Origin of the sequence: Robbsia andropogonis (assembly GCF_000970345.1) — a bacterium.
Classification (GTDB): domain Bacteria; phylum Pseudomonadota; class Gammaproteobacteria; order Burkholderiales; family Burkholderiaceae; genus Robbsia; species Robbsia andropogonis.
Window position 1 is genome coordinate 252,114 of record NZ_LAQU01000002.1, and the last position, 14,033, is coordinate 266,146.

Here is a 14,033-nt window from a genome sequence, read left to right on the forward strand (position 1 = left end):
GTCACAACCATCCGACAGGAACGGCGGCCAACAATTTGCGCGCGGTCGCACTGTTGACGCCGAACGCCGGGCGTTTGCGTCGCTCCACCGCATGCGCGGCCATTGCCGCGATGCGGGAGCACAAGCCAATGCCGACGCCCCAAGAGGGCACGATCACCCCGAGTTCAAGCAGCGCGGCGGCGGTCAGAAAATCGATGTTTGGATTCAGTTGCTTGCGCTGCGCCGCCCGGACACAACACGCGTCATACAGCGTAAGAAACGGACCACTGAAGCCCGCATCAACGAACAGCCCGCGCAAATGCGGGGGCCGTGGATCGGCGACAAATAGCGGATGGCCGAAGCCGAAGAGCAAGGTCCCGTCGCTGTCGAGGGCACGATCGACCGCGTCCGCGCCCACGCGTTGCAACCCCTCCGGCAGGTGTTGCAACGCTGTGTGGGAAGCAGCGAGCGCTTGTAGCCAATCAAGCGCTTCACGGGCGGCACCAACGTGTGCCGGACCGCTCGCCATCAAGCCCGCCGCAATCGCCTGGGTCAGCGTCACGCCTGTGCCGATTGCGACGCGCGGCACAAGCACCGTCGGCGTGATGTAACCAAATCCCGCATGCCACGCGACCAGCAAGGCATCCATCACGCGCACAGCCTGTGAATCGTGGCGCGTCGCGCCACTCAATACCAGCATCCGTTGCGCGTGGGTCATGCCCGCCTCGATCCGTTGCGCGCCACGCGATGCCGCGAACGGCCTACCGTTGATCGCCGCATGCAGCAAGAACGGCGCGGCGCTGGCGCACACCAGCAGCGTGTCGAGGTCCGCATCGTCGAGTGACGCGCCGGATGTATCGGCAAGCGTATCGTCGAGACCGCGTAACAGACCCGCGGCGGCGGCAAACACCGGTTCGACCCCTGCTGCACCGAGCTGTGCCGCCAGATCTTGCGCCGCCGAGCCTTGCGCGAGACAAACGCCGATCGCGGCAAGACGCGCGCCGATCGCGGCTTGCTGCACGCCGTCTACCTCCCGGTCAAACCACAGATGGGCAATCGCACCCTCGAACGTCGTCGTGCCGATCAGATCGTTGAGGTTCTTGTCTCGCACCCACAAACCTTCGGGCGCGAGCGTTGCGCCATCGATCTCGGTACCGCGATGGCGCGAAGCGGGGCGACCCAACAGGTTGCGCGGTGCATCGATTGCCCCGTCGGCGTGTTTGGCGGGTGCGACGATATCGGGAGTAGCGATGAACTCGTTCATATCACTCCACCTGGACAAGTTCATCGCTGCTCACGCCGATGGCCGCCTCGCCGATCGACGCTATCGCCCGCGCATGCTGGTCCACGAGCGGCAGCACGTTGGCAAAGAAGTAGCGCGCGCTCTTATATTTACCGCGATAGAACGACGCCTCTGCCGATTCCGCTTCGGCATCGAGGACGGCCAGACGCCGGCTCGCAATGCACGCGGACTCCAATAGAACCCATGCGGACGTAACCAGCCCGAACATGTCGAGAAAACGCGTATAGAACTGGCTGCTGCGATGCGTGTGGCCGTCCTGCACTTCTTGCGCGATATGTGCAAGCGCGACTTCGATCTGATCAGCACCGGCGCGCAACTGCTCGAACAGAGGACGCAGATCGGCGTCGGTGTCACTCTGGCTGCAAGTCGCAAGGAAAACGTCAAGTTCGTCGCGGTAATAGCGAATCAGGCGCGAGTTGCGCCCGAAGCCGAGCTTGTCGCGCACCAGATCTTGCGCCTGGATGTAGTTGGTGCCTTCCCATATCGACAGAATCTTCACGTCGCGCGCGTTTTGCTCGACGGGACTTGCATCGGTATAGCCGAGACCGCCATGCACCTGGATCGCGGTTTCGCAGATGCGCCACGCTTGATCGGAGATGAAGGCCTTGCAGATCGGCGTCAGCAACAATTGCAGCTTGCGGTGTTTTTCAATTTCCGACGGATCCGCGCCGGGCGTCGTTTCAAGAATCGCCGCTCGCGTGGCGGTGGCGGCCAGCTTGCCCAGCAAGCCGCGGCAGCCGTCGACGCGGCTCTTCATGTCGAGCAGCATGCGTTGCACATCTGCGTGCTCGATGATCGCGACACGCGCGGCATTGGTATTCGATGCGCGTTCGATCGGTCGGCCCTGCAGCCGATGACTGGCATAGTCGACGGCATGCAAGTACGCGCTCGATGCGACGCCGACCCCGAACATGCCGGTGCTCATGCGCGCCTGGTTCATCAGTGGCATGAGTTGCAGCAACCCGACGTTACGGCGACTGCCAAGCAGCCAACCGCGCGTCGTGCCGCTCGAGCCAAATATCAGATGGGTGTTCGCGCATCCTTTCAGACCCATCTTGCGCGGCAGGCCGGCACAGGTGATGTGGTTCGATGTGAGTTCGCCGGTACGCTCGTCGGGCCAATAGCGCGGCACGACCAGACAGGACAGCGCGAATGAATCCGGTGCGGCGGTGTCGATGCGACCAAGCACGAAATAGAGCGTGTTTTCAGTTAACTCGTGCATGCCCGCCGAGATATAGACCTTCTCACCGCTGATCGCGTAGACATCTTGTTCGAGCGGTTCCGCGCGCAACGCGACCGCGGTGAGATCAGTGCCGGCTTGCGGTTCGGTGGCACAGAAACAGGCATCCCAGCGATAGCTTTCCAAGGCAGGCATGAAGCTTTTCTGACGCGACGTGCCGTGCATCTTCAGTAGCTTGATGGCCGGGCGTGTGAAGCCGCCGTATGTCATGAACGACGGATTGGCGCCCATGAACATCTCGTAGATCACTTGCGTGACGATGGGGGGCAGGCCATGCTCGGTACCAAACAGCGTATTCGACCACTCGTCGCGAAAGCGCGCCCACAGCGCATGGAAATGCGAGGGGATCTGTACTTGGCCGTCTTCGAGAAGGTGGCACCCTTCTATATCAGACATCTGGTAGCTGTTGCCGAGATCCAATGCGAAATCCCGGGCTCTTTCGAGCAATGCGTCGAAGTGCTCCCGATCATGGGCACTGTAAGGCCCTTGGCCAAGAAAGCGCCGATCCACCTCGAATAGTTCCCAAAGGAAAAAGCGCAGCTCGCGAAGACTGACTTTATAAGTGCTCATACGGTACTTCCTTCGATGTCGAGTACAACACGAAAGCCTCCAATCACGTCGAATACCGCGGCCGCTGCAGCGCCGTGCAGCGCGATGTCCCAGACCAAGGCAGTACGACGTTCCGCGCGATCGAGCGAAGAGGCCAGACGCAGCAGCGAGACCATTGAATCCGCGGAAGACAGATGGCCGCCGAGGTCGTGTCGCACCAGACATTCGCGCGGCACGGCAGTCATGTCCGCGATGTGCACGGCAAGTGTCGGATCGATGCCGGGTGCGACGAACCAATCGATTTCATCTCCTTTTAACCGTGCGTCTTCGAGCGCGCGGCGAATCGCGCGGGCGGCGAGCGGCGCGAGCGCGTCGCGCACCGCGGCGGAACTGCTCGCCCAGGGGTCAGTGATCGCGTCGCCAAACTCAACGGCGACACTGCGTGGACTGCCCCAGACGTTGCAGTTAGACATATCGGTGGCGCGGCGCACCAGAATCGCCGCGGCCGCATCGCTGTAGCCGACCAGATCGCCAAACTGGCGGAAAAACGGATATAGCCACTTATCGCTCAGGATCACCAGCGCTTGGTCGTCGTCGCCGAGCAGGCCTTCGAGCAGTGTCAATGTCGCGTACATGCCGAGCGTGCCATTCTGGCCCAAGGCCAATGGCAGCACATGATTTAAGCCTAGTTCATATTGCATGCGCCCCACCACCGAGTCGCCTATCGCCTCGTTCAACGCACAACTGGCAAGCACGATGTGCGTCGTGCGCGCGAACTGTCCGGAGCCGAGCTGGTCGCGCAAGTCGATCGCCGCGTCGGCCGCGAGATCAGACAAGCTGCGGCCCGGAGGCGCGATGCGCAACACCGGCCGTCCATTCGGCTTCAGATGCTGTATTTCCTGGTCGGTAATCTTGCCGATGCCACGCGGGCGGGCGAAGTGCGCCTGCGGCAGCAACAGGTGCCGGTAGCCAGGATGGCGCTCCTGTGCCTGCACATCGCTAAACGCGTTGGACGGCGGCAAAACGGCAACACCTCCCAACATCGCCAATCTGCCGTTTGCGGCGAGCCCCGATTGCGATCGATGTGCGTCGGCCGATGCGGGAGTATCAAGCATGAGAACGGTCATGCAGTGCTCTCCTCTATGTTTGATGGAGTAAATACGTTGTTATGGCGTGCCTTCAGCGCAGGCCGGTCAATCTTGCCGTTAGGGTTACGCGGCAGCGTGGTTTGCAGGTCAACGATAAGCGGCACCATGTAGCCGGGCAGCGTTTCGCGACACGCACGGATGATGTCGGCCCGTGCCGCGTCGGCATCGAGCGTGGACACCACGCAGGTCGCGATCGCTTCGCCGAGCGCCGGATGCGGGACGCCGAACGCGGCGGCTTCACGAATGTGCGGCAAGGCAAACAGCAAGTCCTCGATTTCGGTCGGACTGACGCGATAGCCGGAAGTCTTGATCATGTCGTCGCTGCGGGCCACGAAATACAGGTAGCCCTCCGCGTCGCGCCGCACGAGGTCACCCGACCAGACAGCAAGGCCCGAGCGCGGAATCTGTTTGTGCATGCCGGGAAAAGGCCTGAAACGGTGTTCGGTAAGTTGCGGCTGGTTCCAATAGCCGAGTGTGACGAAAGCGCCGCGGTGGACCAACTCGCCGGGCTCCTCTGGATCGCATTCGCTGCCGTCCGGACGCAGCACGAGAATCTGTGCATTCGGCACGGCCTTGCCGATCGAGTTCGGACGCGCGTCCACATCGGCAGGCGAGAGATACGTAGAGCGGAACGCTTCGGTCAGCCCGTACATCAAATACGGATCCGCATTCACGTAGAGGGCGCGCAGGCGGCGCAACAACGGTGTTGCAAGATGCCCCCCCGTGTTGGCGAAACGCCGGATCCGAGTGCGTGCCGGGTCGCTCCAGGAGACCGAGGCCAGTTGCATCCACAGCGGCGGCACGCCGGTAATCGAGGTGACGCCTTGTGCTTCGCAATAACGCGGCACATCCGCAGCCTGCAAGAAATCGAGCGGCGTGTAGCAGGCGCCCGCGATCAATGCGCTGGTCAACTGACTGAGGCCGGCGTCGAAGCTCAACGGCAGCACGCCCAGAATCACGTCGGTATGATCGAGGTGCTGATACGACGCGACGCTGTATGCACCTGACACGAGATTGCGTTGGGACAGCACGACGCCTTTCGGCTTACCGGTTGAACCGGACGTGTAGAGGATCGCCGCGGGATCGTCGTCGACTGCCGACAGCGGGCTCCAGCGGTTCCGGTCTTGCGGAACCGCACCACTTGTATCCACGCTGCCAGCCGCCTGCGTCAGCTCTGCGAGTGCTTCGATCAGCAGCACCTTGGGTAAGTCCGTCTCCGTGGTCAGCCACGGCATGCGCTTTAGCCGCTGCGCGCCGGTGATAAACAAGATTGCGCCACTGTCCGTCAGGATGTGCCGGATCTGCGCCTCCTTGAGTTGCGGATTGATGGGTACGAACAATGCGCCGACCGCATTGACAGCAAGAATGGACACCACTGTTTCGTATTGCTTCGGCGCATAGATGGCGACGCGGTCACCGACCACAACGCCTTGTGCTCGCAGCGCACCGGCAACGCATAACACCGCATCCGCGAGTTGTGCATACGTCACCTCGCGCTGGCCGTCGGCGTAAGCGAGGTGTTGCGGCCAGCGACGGACACCGTCTTCGAACACATCGGCGATACCGATCATGGGATTCATGAACGACTCCTTGAAATGCATCTAGGCAGGTTTGATGTAGACATGCGCAGCACCGTGAGACAGGAAATCGCTCATCGTATAAGTGCGGTTGTAAGCGCCGCATTGAGAGAACACCGCCAGGTCACCCGGCTGCGGCGCGGCTACATCCTTACTGTGACCGATCACGTCGGCGCGGCTGCAGGTGCTGCCGACGAACACGGTTGACTGCGCCGCAGCAGCGGCAGCGGTCGAGCGACGCACCAGTCGCGGCGTCTTCAAATGTCGAATCACGGACTCGGTCTGCGCAAGCAGGAAGTTGTGACTGATGCCCCCATCGCATACCGCGATCGTGCGGTTAGCCCAGTGCTTCACCGCCATGATTCGTGTGACGAAGATTCCGGCGTCCGCGAAAATTGCCCTGCCTGATTCGTGTGCGAGCGAGTAGCGCGCCGCCAGCGGCTCGACGGCGGCACGATAGCGCTCGAACGCTTCCAGCTGAACCGGTTGTTCAGGGAAGCCGCCGCCAAGGCTCAACGCTTCGAACGGCGCGCCATTGGTCGATGTTAGGTCGCGGGCGAGCGACTCCAACGCCGCGGGCAAGGCAAGTGTCTCGGGCTCCGTCCCGTCGCCGCGCAAGAACGAGTGCGGGCCGGAAAATACATGCAGACCGTTGACCCGCATGCCGGCCGCCACTAATGTCTGCAGTGACGCTAACGCTTCATTGGATGTCATACCGAAATGGTCATGCCAATTTGAGCGTGAGCGGGCACCTGCCAGATCGCCGGCATTCAGACGCAGCAACAGCTTGCCCAGCGTCGCACCGCCGGCAACTGCCTCGCGGGCCAGAGGAATGAAGCGTGCAACGTGATCGAGGCTGTCGAGCACGAAGTTGCAGCGCGACGCAAGCCCGGCGCGAATGAAATCCTCGTTCATCGACGGGTTGTTCAGATAACGGGGAGCCTTGATGCGGCCGACCACGATGTCAAGCTCTCCGCGGCTCGCGAGTTCGACGCCGTCCTCGTAGGCATGGCCGCAGCGCATCAGCATGTCTTCGTTGGGATTGGCTTTCAACGAAACGATCAACCGTGTGCCGAGTTGCGCCTTCAGTGCGCGATAGCGGGCAATCGCGATCTCGGGTTCGTACACATAGCAAGGCGTCTTGAGGTCGGCAAGCCACGCATCGTCTTGCCCGGCGATCTCGGCGCCCTTTTGGGTTTCACTGTGCATGGCTTACCACCGGATGCAGCGAGACCGCCGCGTACGCGCCACAATTCGACTGCATGATGCCCAGCACGCGCTGACCTTTGTCAATTGCGTCAAGACCGACCTCCGCCATATTGATGGGGAAATCCGAGCAGCATGCGTGGCCGCGTGCGTAGATGTTATGCGTGTACAGCCGGTCGGCCGGCACCCGCATTGCGCGGCACAGGGAGTTCCAGCCGGGCAGATCAGCGTTGTGCGGCAGCAGCAAATCGTAGTCTTGCAGCGCGACATCGTCCAAAGCGACAGCCGCTTCGATCGCCTTGCGCGTATAAGGCCATTCCATCGCGATCAGATCGGCCTCGTTTTCGGCAACCGTATCCGAGCCGCGATACCACTTCGCATGCGTCTGGATAGCGATCTTTCCAAGGCGATTCTTGGTGCTGTTGCGGGTCAGCAGCATCGCCGCCGCGCCGTCACATTGCACACCGGTGACCTGACGCATGCGGAAATCCTCACCGTACACGCGGTCCGACGACACGATGACGGCCGCGTCCATTTGCGGGAAACGGCGCATCAGTGCATGCACTGTTTCGATGCCGGCGGCCACCGATACGCAGTTGAGCTGGGCGACCGAACCAAGCCACAATGGCTTGATGCCAAAGCTCGCCGCAATTTCATGCGGCAAGCTGCGCGGTGCCGGCGGCACGCTGAACTGCTGCGTATGCACATGAACAATCGCGCCGATGTCGGAAGGATTAAGCCGGGCCGTATCAATCAAGCGGCCCATCGCCCCGATGGCCAGATCGGTTTCGCTGATGTCGAGCGCCATATGGAAATAGCGGCTGCCGGAACGGGCAATCGCCGCGGCGCGTTCGGCCGGATAACCACGTTCCGCGGCCCAGGCTTCGATGTCGACGGGTTCGCCCGGCAACTCGTAGGCAGCCTCTTCTATGCCAAGCCACGAGCCGGCCGCGCTATGTGCGGAATGGAAGGTCGTCGTCATGTTTGATCGGATTAATTTAACGGCATGTCGGCGTAGTCGAGCACATCGAGCTTCTGGAAGGTGTCTCGCACGGTTGGCGTCAGCAGGCCCATTTCCCGAATGGTCGGCACCAGGCGTCGGAAAATCGAGCGACGGATCGAACTCGATACCGGTGACTCACGAACCATGGCGCTGCATTCGCGTTTCGACATACCCATCGGCTCCCAGATGTCGTCCGCGGTCAAATGGTCGTACAACACGGAAGCGCCTTCGCAGATGAATTCCTCGCGCTCGCGCAATTCGTAGGAGCTCATCTCCTGGTACACCCGGCACAGCGTGATGCGGCCCACCGCAAAGTGACGAGATTCATCGCGCTGGATGCGCTGGAAGAGATCCTTGATGAACGGATCCTGGCTGTACGCGACCACGCTCTGGAAAATCGACAGCGCGATACCCTCGACCAGCACCTGCATGCCGAGATTGGTCATATCGAGCGCATTGCTGGTAATCGTGTCTTCTAGCAAGCTCTTCAATGAATGGCTCATCGGATAGCGTACGTCGATCTTTTCAACGAGACGCGAATAGGCTTCAACGTGTCGTGCCTCGTCCATCACCTGAGTGGCGGCGCAAAGGCGTGCACTCAGACCATCCTCCGCGGAAGCGAGCTTCGACGCACAAATCAGTGCCGCCTGCTCACCGTGCAAGATCTGCGACAACAGCCAGCCCTGTGCGTGGTGACGCACTTCGCTGCGTTCGCGCTCGTTGAACTTGCTCCACAATTCGGAACCGTAAATCAGTAGGGTCGGGTCGGGCATCCCAAGTGGGTTCGATACGTCAAGCTGATGGCTCCAGTCCACATCGGTCGCGACGTCCCATTGCGCACCTTTGGCCTTCTCGTACAGGCGGTTCAGTGCCGCCTCTCGCATCTCGTAGTCACCTGACATCAGAGCTTCGACTGGCATCGACCAGCGAAGATCCTGGTGATCGGAAAGGGCTATCGTTGCGGTATTCATATTCTGTGCTCCCCGGCTGCGCCGCAGTGTGGGATGGGGTTAGTGGGATGAAAGGGGGCATGACGCAAACCAATACCAAAGTGCGACCAGTCCGAGCGCATGAGTTCATCGAACGGCTCGGTCAATGACTTTGGCCAGACACCGCAATGCACACTGTTGTCGCCGGAAAAGTCAAGATCGCGCCGGATCCTGTCTCCGACCCAGACGACCGGTTCACCACGCGCCGCATGCCAGCGCGCTTCTTTCGAGAGTGATACCCCCAGCAGCACGTCGGCATGTAATAGTGCATCCGGCAACGGTCCGAAGTAAGGCGCGCAGACTTCAATGAACAAGTGAACATCTGCATGGATTTCCCGTCGAATTCGTATGCTCAGCTCGGCGAAAAAAGCGAAGTACTGCAGGTTGTCGAGCAGCACGCGACGCGCGTCTTCCGGCCTGTCCATATGGTCGAAGCAGACAGGTTCGCAAGGGCTTTCAGCCTGCATGGCGCGCGCATAGTCGGCTGCCGTTTCGAGCGGCATGCGATATGCGTTGGCGGGCACGGTAAACAGCCGCTGCGGATAACGGACCATGTGATACACGAGAGGAATCAGCGCAGACATGATCAAAGCTCCAGCGACAGTTGAGCACCGGGGGCAAACCCGACTTCGGCGATCGAGTAATACCCGTTCAGCGCAAGTGAACTAACGATCACGTTCTGACGTATGTCCGCGTCGCGTGCTTCGGCTTGTGCGAGTAGCAGCGCGATCCACGGGTCGCTGCCGAACGAGTGGCCGAAACGCGCATGACCATCCGGGCAAAGCGGCGTCTTGCCGATGGCCGCCAGCATCGCCCGACGCGATGTCGGGGGGAAAAATGGCAAAGCGACGCTCACGCCCGGCCGCTGCGAGTAGAAACCGCGTAGCTCGCGTCCCATTTGCACGACGGCCACTTGTGGTGGCGCTGACATGTTGCGCAGCGGAGCCGCCACGCTGTCTGCAACGTCGACCAGCATGGTGCAAACGCCGAAACCCGAATTACCCCATGCCGGATTACCATGCCAGTAGGTAAAGCCATGCACGTCGACATCCACGATCTGCAGCAGCAACACATGCGAGTTCGACGAGGCAGCCTTCGCGAACGCCCGGCGAAACACGTATCCCCAGCCGGCACATTCGTACGAGCAGGTCATCCATTCGGGCGGATAATCATTTTGTCCGGCAACCCCCTCGATGAACGCGTGATGCTGCGGCGAACCGTTCATCAACAACATCGACAGGATCGTAGAACTGATCACATAGTCGGCGGCGCGATCATGCCCGCAAATGTGTTCGCGTTCTTCCGCGACGAGCATGCCGAGCGCGCGTGCCTCTTGCTCCAGCCTTTTCACCTCGTGTCCGCGCACCGGCTCGATGCGCCGGTAGCGAAGTGCCTGCAACGTCAGCGCCGGACGAGCCGACTCCGTATTGTGAGCGGCAGAATGCTGAAAGGGCGTGGGCATTGGCGACTCAGGCGGCCTGCTGCTGATGACGCAGCTGCGTATCAAGTTGCTGGAGGGTCGTGTACTGCGTGATATTGAGCGCTTCCGGATCGATCGAACCGTACAACTGCTCGCAGAAAACGATCATCTCGACGATGTTCAACGAATCAATGCCCAATTCACCGATACCGGCGTCGGTCGTGACTGTCTCGACATTGAGGATTTTCGCTACCTCGCGAGCAAGGATATCGAGCGAGTCGGCCGGAACGTTTGTGGTTGTCATGTCTAGGTCCTTCAGGTTGAAAATGGCGATCAAGGTTGATCCCTGGATTGCCGGGGTTTAACTACCGGAGTGACTGCGCAAGCTCTTGCGCAGTTCGTGAAAACAGCGATACGAACTGCCTTCCATCTTCGAGAACGCGAGCAGATCACGCTGGTCATCGAACATTGCGACCGCACCGCTTTGCACAAGATTCGTAAGAAATTCATTGGACAACATCTTGATCGCGAGCACGCGCTGCACTTTACGGAAGCTGTAGAGTTCCTGTTGCGTCTGACTGTAAGAGAAATCTGCAATGAACCGATGCAGTTCCTGTTCGGCCCGGCCAAGTACAACGCGGCCTTCGCGCTCCAGCCAACTGATGTGGGCCATCAGCGCGCGTACGAAGTACGGACGCACTACGGTCAGATGTTTGTTGAATACGGTCGGACCACCAATCCTCAACCGGTCGGCCGAACCAACACGCACGTTACCGGTCACGTTGGCGAGTTGCAGATTACCGGCAAGAAAAGGGGCACCGAACGTCTCGCGCTTGAGCGTGCGATACTCGTCTGGCCATACGAGATAAGCCGCCGGAAACATCACACCCGGCAAGCGTGCGGCGATCACGGCCATGCAGTCGCGCTGCGCCTCGATACCCCAGACTTTGTCGACCTTTAGCTGGATACCGCTTTCGTCGGCCGTCGCGCAGGTACGCCACGCGCCGAGTGTCGGCCCACCGCCGTCGCTCATCAGAAACGCGAAGGGATGGCCAGCATCGATGCAGTCAGAGGCTCGCTTGTTTTGCTCCGGAGAGAAGAACAAGCCGAACATGATGCGGATAAACGCACGCATGAACGGTTTGAAGTTGCGATGCAGTCCGTCGCGTTCGATTTCGAGCAATATTCTTTCGGTAAGTGGCGCTTCCTCGTGGCGCAGTAACATTGACGCATCGGCACCGTTATGCGCTACGGGCAAGGCCGACTGCAATCCGATCACCATTTCACTGTCGAGCAGCCTCACGGCGGCGGCTTTGATAAGGGCGCGCGCGGCTGCGGGCGGTGTGCCGAGCACGTCGAGATGACGTAGCACCGCGAAGGCGGTGTTGTCAGCCAGCAGCGTCGCGTCGCGCTGCCTTGCAAACGGTCTGTTCGAGGAAATTTGAGCAATATCAAGCATGGTCATGATGGGAAGAATCCTGATTTAGAACCGCACACGAATGGCGGCGTCAATTTCGGTATCGAGTCCAACCGTCCTGTACTCCGAGTCGGAGCCGGCAAACGCGTGCGACAGCGAAAAATCAACACTCACCCGTCGGTTCACGTCGGCGACTACCTGTGCTATAGCAAGAAGGCCTTTGTCTTGTGGTGAATAAACACCACGTATCGAATATTCGACGGAACCAATTTTCTTTCCGAGCCTGGCGAATAGATAGTCGCGCAGACTACCGTCGACACTTACGTAGTTCGCGGTCGCCTCAAGTCCTTCGAGCGCAGCGCCGGGATCGGTGTGCAGCAATGTGTTATTCGCGTTGATCGCGGCATTCACCTGGCGCCACTGGTGTGCGTCGAAGCGGGCTTCGTCGTGCGACCACTCGACAATCAACGAAAAATTGCCAGGCAACGCGCTTTGCATGCCAACGGCGCTGCGCCACATATACTGTCGGTCGTTGCGGCGGTCGACTGTGCTATAGGCAGAAGCGGAGTCAGGCGATAGATCATCGGCGATGAAAGCCGGCACAGGTCGTGTCGTGCCGCGTTCCATCCAGCCACTTGCATAGACCGTGCTCGAACTGGCGACATCAAACGAGACCGTACCGCCTACCCCGCCGCGCCCCGCGTGGCGACCAGCCAGTAGCGACGAAGATGCACCCGACCAGTTGTAACTAGCACGCAGTAGCTGCGTGGAACCTTCCACCTCGCTGTTGTCGACATCGCTGCGCAACGTGCGGTTATAGCCGACAATGGCCTGCAAAGACGTATTTTCGCCGGCCCACTTGGCTTCAACGAGCGGCGTACCTTCGACATCGCCGTAACGGTCGTAGACATCCGCGGTCGAAGGGCGCTTTTGGAAAAAACCGAGCGGAAAGAACGCCTGTGAAGGGTCGAGCGATTCGATCCGCTTGCCGGCGGTGACGGTGATACCGTTATCGAAAGCGTAGCGCGCGCCGATTTCATTGAAGCGGCTAGATTGCGCGCCGATTGACGGATCCGTAACCAGCACCCGTGCATTCATGAACAGGTTCTCGCCGTCGATCTTGAAGATCGCACCGGCTTCCTGGTGCGAGTGTGGATTGTCGCCTGTCAGGGTGGACAACGTTGCGTCACCATTCATATAGTCGACAGAACGCACATAGCCGACGCCGCTCAGCGTACTCAACTGATCCATCAGCGTTTCTCCGTGCGAAAGGCTGATATGAGCGGCAAACGCCAATGGCACCGCAAGACGTATGAGCCAGCGGGCTTTCGATCTCGCGCATACGAGAAGACGGGTGCGAGACGGAGCATAGCGGTCGGTTCCAATGGCGCGCGCATCAGTTATCATCGGCCAGCGTATCGGGGTTGAACCTGCCCGCGGGGATGCTCTGCGCTTGGCTACCGAGAATGTTGATCACACTGGAGCGTTGCTTCTCGATCTCGTTGTGGTAGGTAATTTTTCTGATGACCTGACGGCCATTCACGACCACGGGCGTACTGAAGTCGGCGCTGCGAAACAGCAAACCGCTGGCAAGGAAGAACTGTGCGCGCAACGGCACCGCGCTACCTGAAACGACCCAAAGCTTGATCTTCGGATACACGTTGTCCGGATCGGTCGCATTCAAATCGAGTTCGGTTGCGGACTGGTCGGCTACCGTCGTCGTACCGGGTACGGCAACGGCCCGATAGCTTGTAGCCCAGTGCGTGCGCGTTATGTCGCTGATCACGACTTCCCCCTGCAGACGCTGCATGCCGTTGATGCGCACGGCACTGTGCGTATTCGGCACATAGAACCAGTGGCCACGGGTCGTCGCCAGATATTTCTGTCCCTGGTTCTCGCCGTTCTGAGTCAGCGCGAGCGTGTCCCCGTTCGCGCGCGTATAGACGACGTACTTCGTATCGTCGCCCACCTGGCCGTCAGTGACGTTGGTAATCTCGATGCGGGTCTTCGTATCGGATGCGGCGCTGCGATACGCATCGGCCCGTGCAAGTATGGCGTTTGCGTTTGTGTCACCGCTCTTGCCGTCATCGGCCTGAGCGAAGGATATAGCGCCCAGTACGCATGACAATGCGGCACAGGCGGCAAGCCGGGGTAGAAAATCAACGCGTGAAGAGCGGAACAACACGCGACACGAGTTCAAGA

At 60.3% G+C, this 14,033-nt stretch carries 13 protein-coding genes; all 13 read right to left on the bottom strand.

Annotation, left to right across the window (positions count from 1 at the left end; all coding sequences use genetic code 11):
• Position 1: 1 nt before the first annotated feature.
• The 13 genes from WM40_RS03075 to WM40_RS03135 all read right to left on the bottom strand — a co-directional run bounded on the left by WM40_RS03075 (position 2) and on the right by WM40_RS03135 (position 14,031).
• Entirely contained in the window at positions 2–1,183 is a 1,182-nt protein-coding gene (locus WM40_RS03075) for a citrate/2-methylcitrate synthase (protein WP_046152181.1), read from the bottom strand.
• 61 nt (positions 1,184–1,244) lie between these two features.
• Positions 1,245–3,092 carry an acyl-CoA dehydrogenase gene (locus WM40_RS03080; protein WP_046152103.1) on the bottom strand — a complete coding sequence of 616 codons (1,848 nt, stop codon included), beginning with the start codon at positions 3,090–3,092 and terminating at the stop codon, positions 1,245–1,247.
• On the bottom strand, positions 3,089–4,198 hold the full coding sequence (locus WM40_RS03085; RefSeq protein WP_046152104.1) for a hypothetical protein: 1,110 nt from the start codon (positions 4,196–4,198) through the stop codon (positions 3,089–3,091). The genes WM40_RS03080 and WM40_RS03085 overlap by 4 nt, the downstream gene beginning before the upstream one ends.
• Positions 4,195–5,799 carry an acyl-CoA ligase (AMP-forming), exosortase A system-associated gene (locus tag WM40_RS03090; RefSeq protein ID WP_046152182.1) on the bottom strand — a complete coding sequence of 535 codons (1,605 nt, stop codon included), beginning with the start codon at positions 5,797–5,799 and terminating at the stop codon, positions 4,195–4,197. The genes WM40_RS03085 and WM40_RS03090 overlap by 4 nt, the downstream gene beginning before the upstream one ends.
• A 21-nt stretch (positions 5,800–5,820) precedes the next feature.
• A complete protein-coding gene (locus WM40_RS03095) occupies positions 5,821–7,005 on the bottom strand; it encodes a PLP-dependent decarboxylase (RefSeq protein WP_024904181.1) in 1,185 nt (394 codons plus the stop codon).
• Entirely contained in the window at positions 6,995–7,984 is a 990-nt protein-coding gene (locus WM40_RS03100; protein WP_046152105.1) for a beta-ketoacyl-[acyl-carrier-protein] synthase family protein, read from the bottom strand. Before WM40_RS03100 ends, WM40_RS03095 begins: the two co-directional genes overlap by 11 nt.
• Before the next feature lie 11 nt (positions 7,985–7,995).
• The gene (locus WM40_RS03105) at positions 7,996–8,976 is read right to left on the bottom strand and encodes a ferritin-like domain-containing protein (protein ID WP_024904183.1); all 981 of its coding nucleotides are present in this window, start codon (positions 8,974–8,976) and stop codon (positions 7,996–7,998) included.
• Positions 8,973–9,548: a hypothetical protein gene (locus WM40_RS03110; RefSeq protein WP_236693361.1), complete on the bottom strand. Its 576-nt coding sequence runs from the start codon at positions 9,546–9,548 to the stop codon at positions 8,973–8,975. The genes WM40_RS03105 and WM40_RS03110 overlap by 4 nt, the downstream gene beginning before the upstream one ends.
• Positions 9,549–9,580: 32 nt before the next feature.
• Positions 9,581–10,456 carry a hypothetical protein gene (locus tag WM40_RS03115; protein WP_046152107.1) on the bottom strand — a complete coding sequence of 292 codons (876 nt, stop codon included), beginning with the start codon at positions 10,454–10,456 and terminating at the stop codon, positions 9,581–9,583.
• Between the two features lie 7 nt (positions 10,457–10,463).
• Positions 10,464–10,718, bottom strand: a complete 255-nt coding sequence (locus WM40_RS03120) for an acyl carrier protein (RefSeq protein WP_024904186.1) — start codon at positions 10,716–10,718, stop codon at positions 10,464–10,466.
• 57 nt (positions 10,719–10,775) lie between these two features.
• Positions 10,776–11,879: a hypothetical protein gene (locus WM40_RS03125; protein WP_244141692.1), complete on the bottom strand. Its 1,104-nt coding sequence runs from the start codon at positions 11,877–11,879 to the stop codon at positions 10,776–10,778.
• Positions 11,880–11,897: 18 nt separating this feature from the next.
• Positions 11,898–13,145 (bottom strand): hypothetical protein, encoded by a 1,248-nt coding sequence (locus tag WM40_RS03130; protein WP_024904188.1) that lies wholly within the window; start codon positions 13,143–13,145, stop codon positions 11,898–11,900.
• An 82-nt stretch (positions 13,146–13,227) separates the two neighbouring features.
• Positions 13,228–14,031 carry an outer membrane lipoprotein-sorting protein gene (locus tag WM40_RS03135; RefSeq protein WP_390174013.1) on the bottom strand — a complete coding sequence of 268 codons (804 nt, stop codon included), beginning with the start codon at positions 14,029–14,031 and terminating at the stop codon, positions 13,228–13,230.
• Positions 14,032–14,033 lie beyond the last annotated feature (2 nt).

Excerpts from the sequence above, each read along its gene's own strand:
- WM40_RS03125 (WP_244141692.1), bottom strand. The coding sequence starts at position 11,879 with ATGACCATGCTTGATATTGCTCAAATTTCCTCGAACAGACCGTTTGCA.
- WM40_RS03080 (WP_046152103.1), bottom strand. The coding sequence starts at position 3,092 with ATGAGCACTTATAAAGTCAGTCTTCGCGAGCTGCGCTTTTTCCTTTGG.
- WM40_RS03115 (WP_046152107.1), bottom strand. The coding sequence starts at position 10,456 with ATGCCCACGCCCTTTCAGCATTCTGCCGCTCACAATACGGAGTCGGCT.
- WM40_RS03105 (WP_024904183.1), bottom strand. The coding sequence starts at position 8,976 with ATGAATACCGCAACGATAGCCCTTTCCGATCACCAGGATCTTCGCTGG.
- WM40_RS03120 (WP_024904186.1), bottom strand. The coding sequence starts at position 10,718 with ATGACAACCACAAACGTTCCGGCCGACTCGCTCGATATCCTTGCTCGC.
- WM40_RS03100 (WP_046152105.1), bottom strand. The coding sequence starts at position 7,984 with ATGACGACGACCTTCCATTCCGCACATAGCGCGGCCGGCTCGTGGCTT.
- WM40_RS03085 (WP_046152104.1), bottom strand. The coding sequence starts at position 4,198 with ATGACCGTTCTCATGCTTGATACTCCCGCATCGGCCGACGCACATCGA.
- WM40_RS03090 (WP_046152182.1), bottom strand. The coding sequence starts at position 5,799 with ATGAATCCCATGATCGGTATCGCCGATGTGTTCGAAGACGGTGTCCGT.
- WM40_RS03110 (WP_236693361.1), bottom strand. The coding sequence starts at position 9,548 with ATGGTCCGTTATCCGCAGCGGCTGTTTACCGTGCCCGCCAACGCATAT.
- WM40_RS03095 (WP_024904181.1), bottom strand. The coding sequence starts at position 7,005 with ATGCACAGTGAAACCCAAAAGGGCGCCGAGATCGCCGGGCAAGACGAT.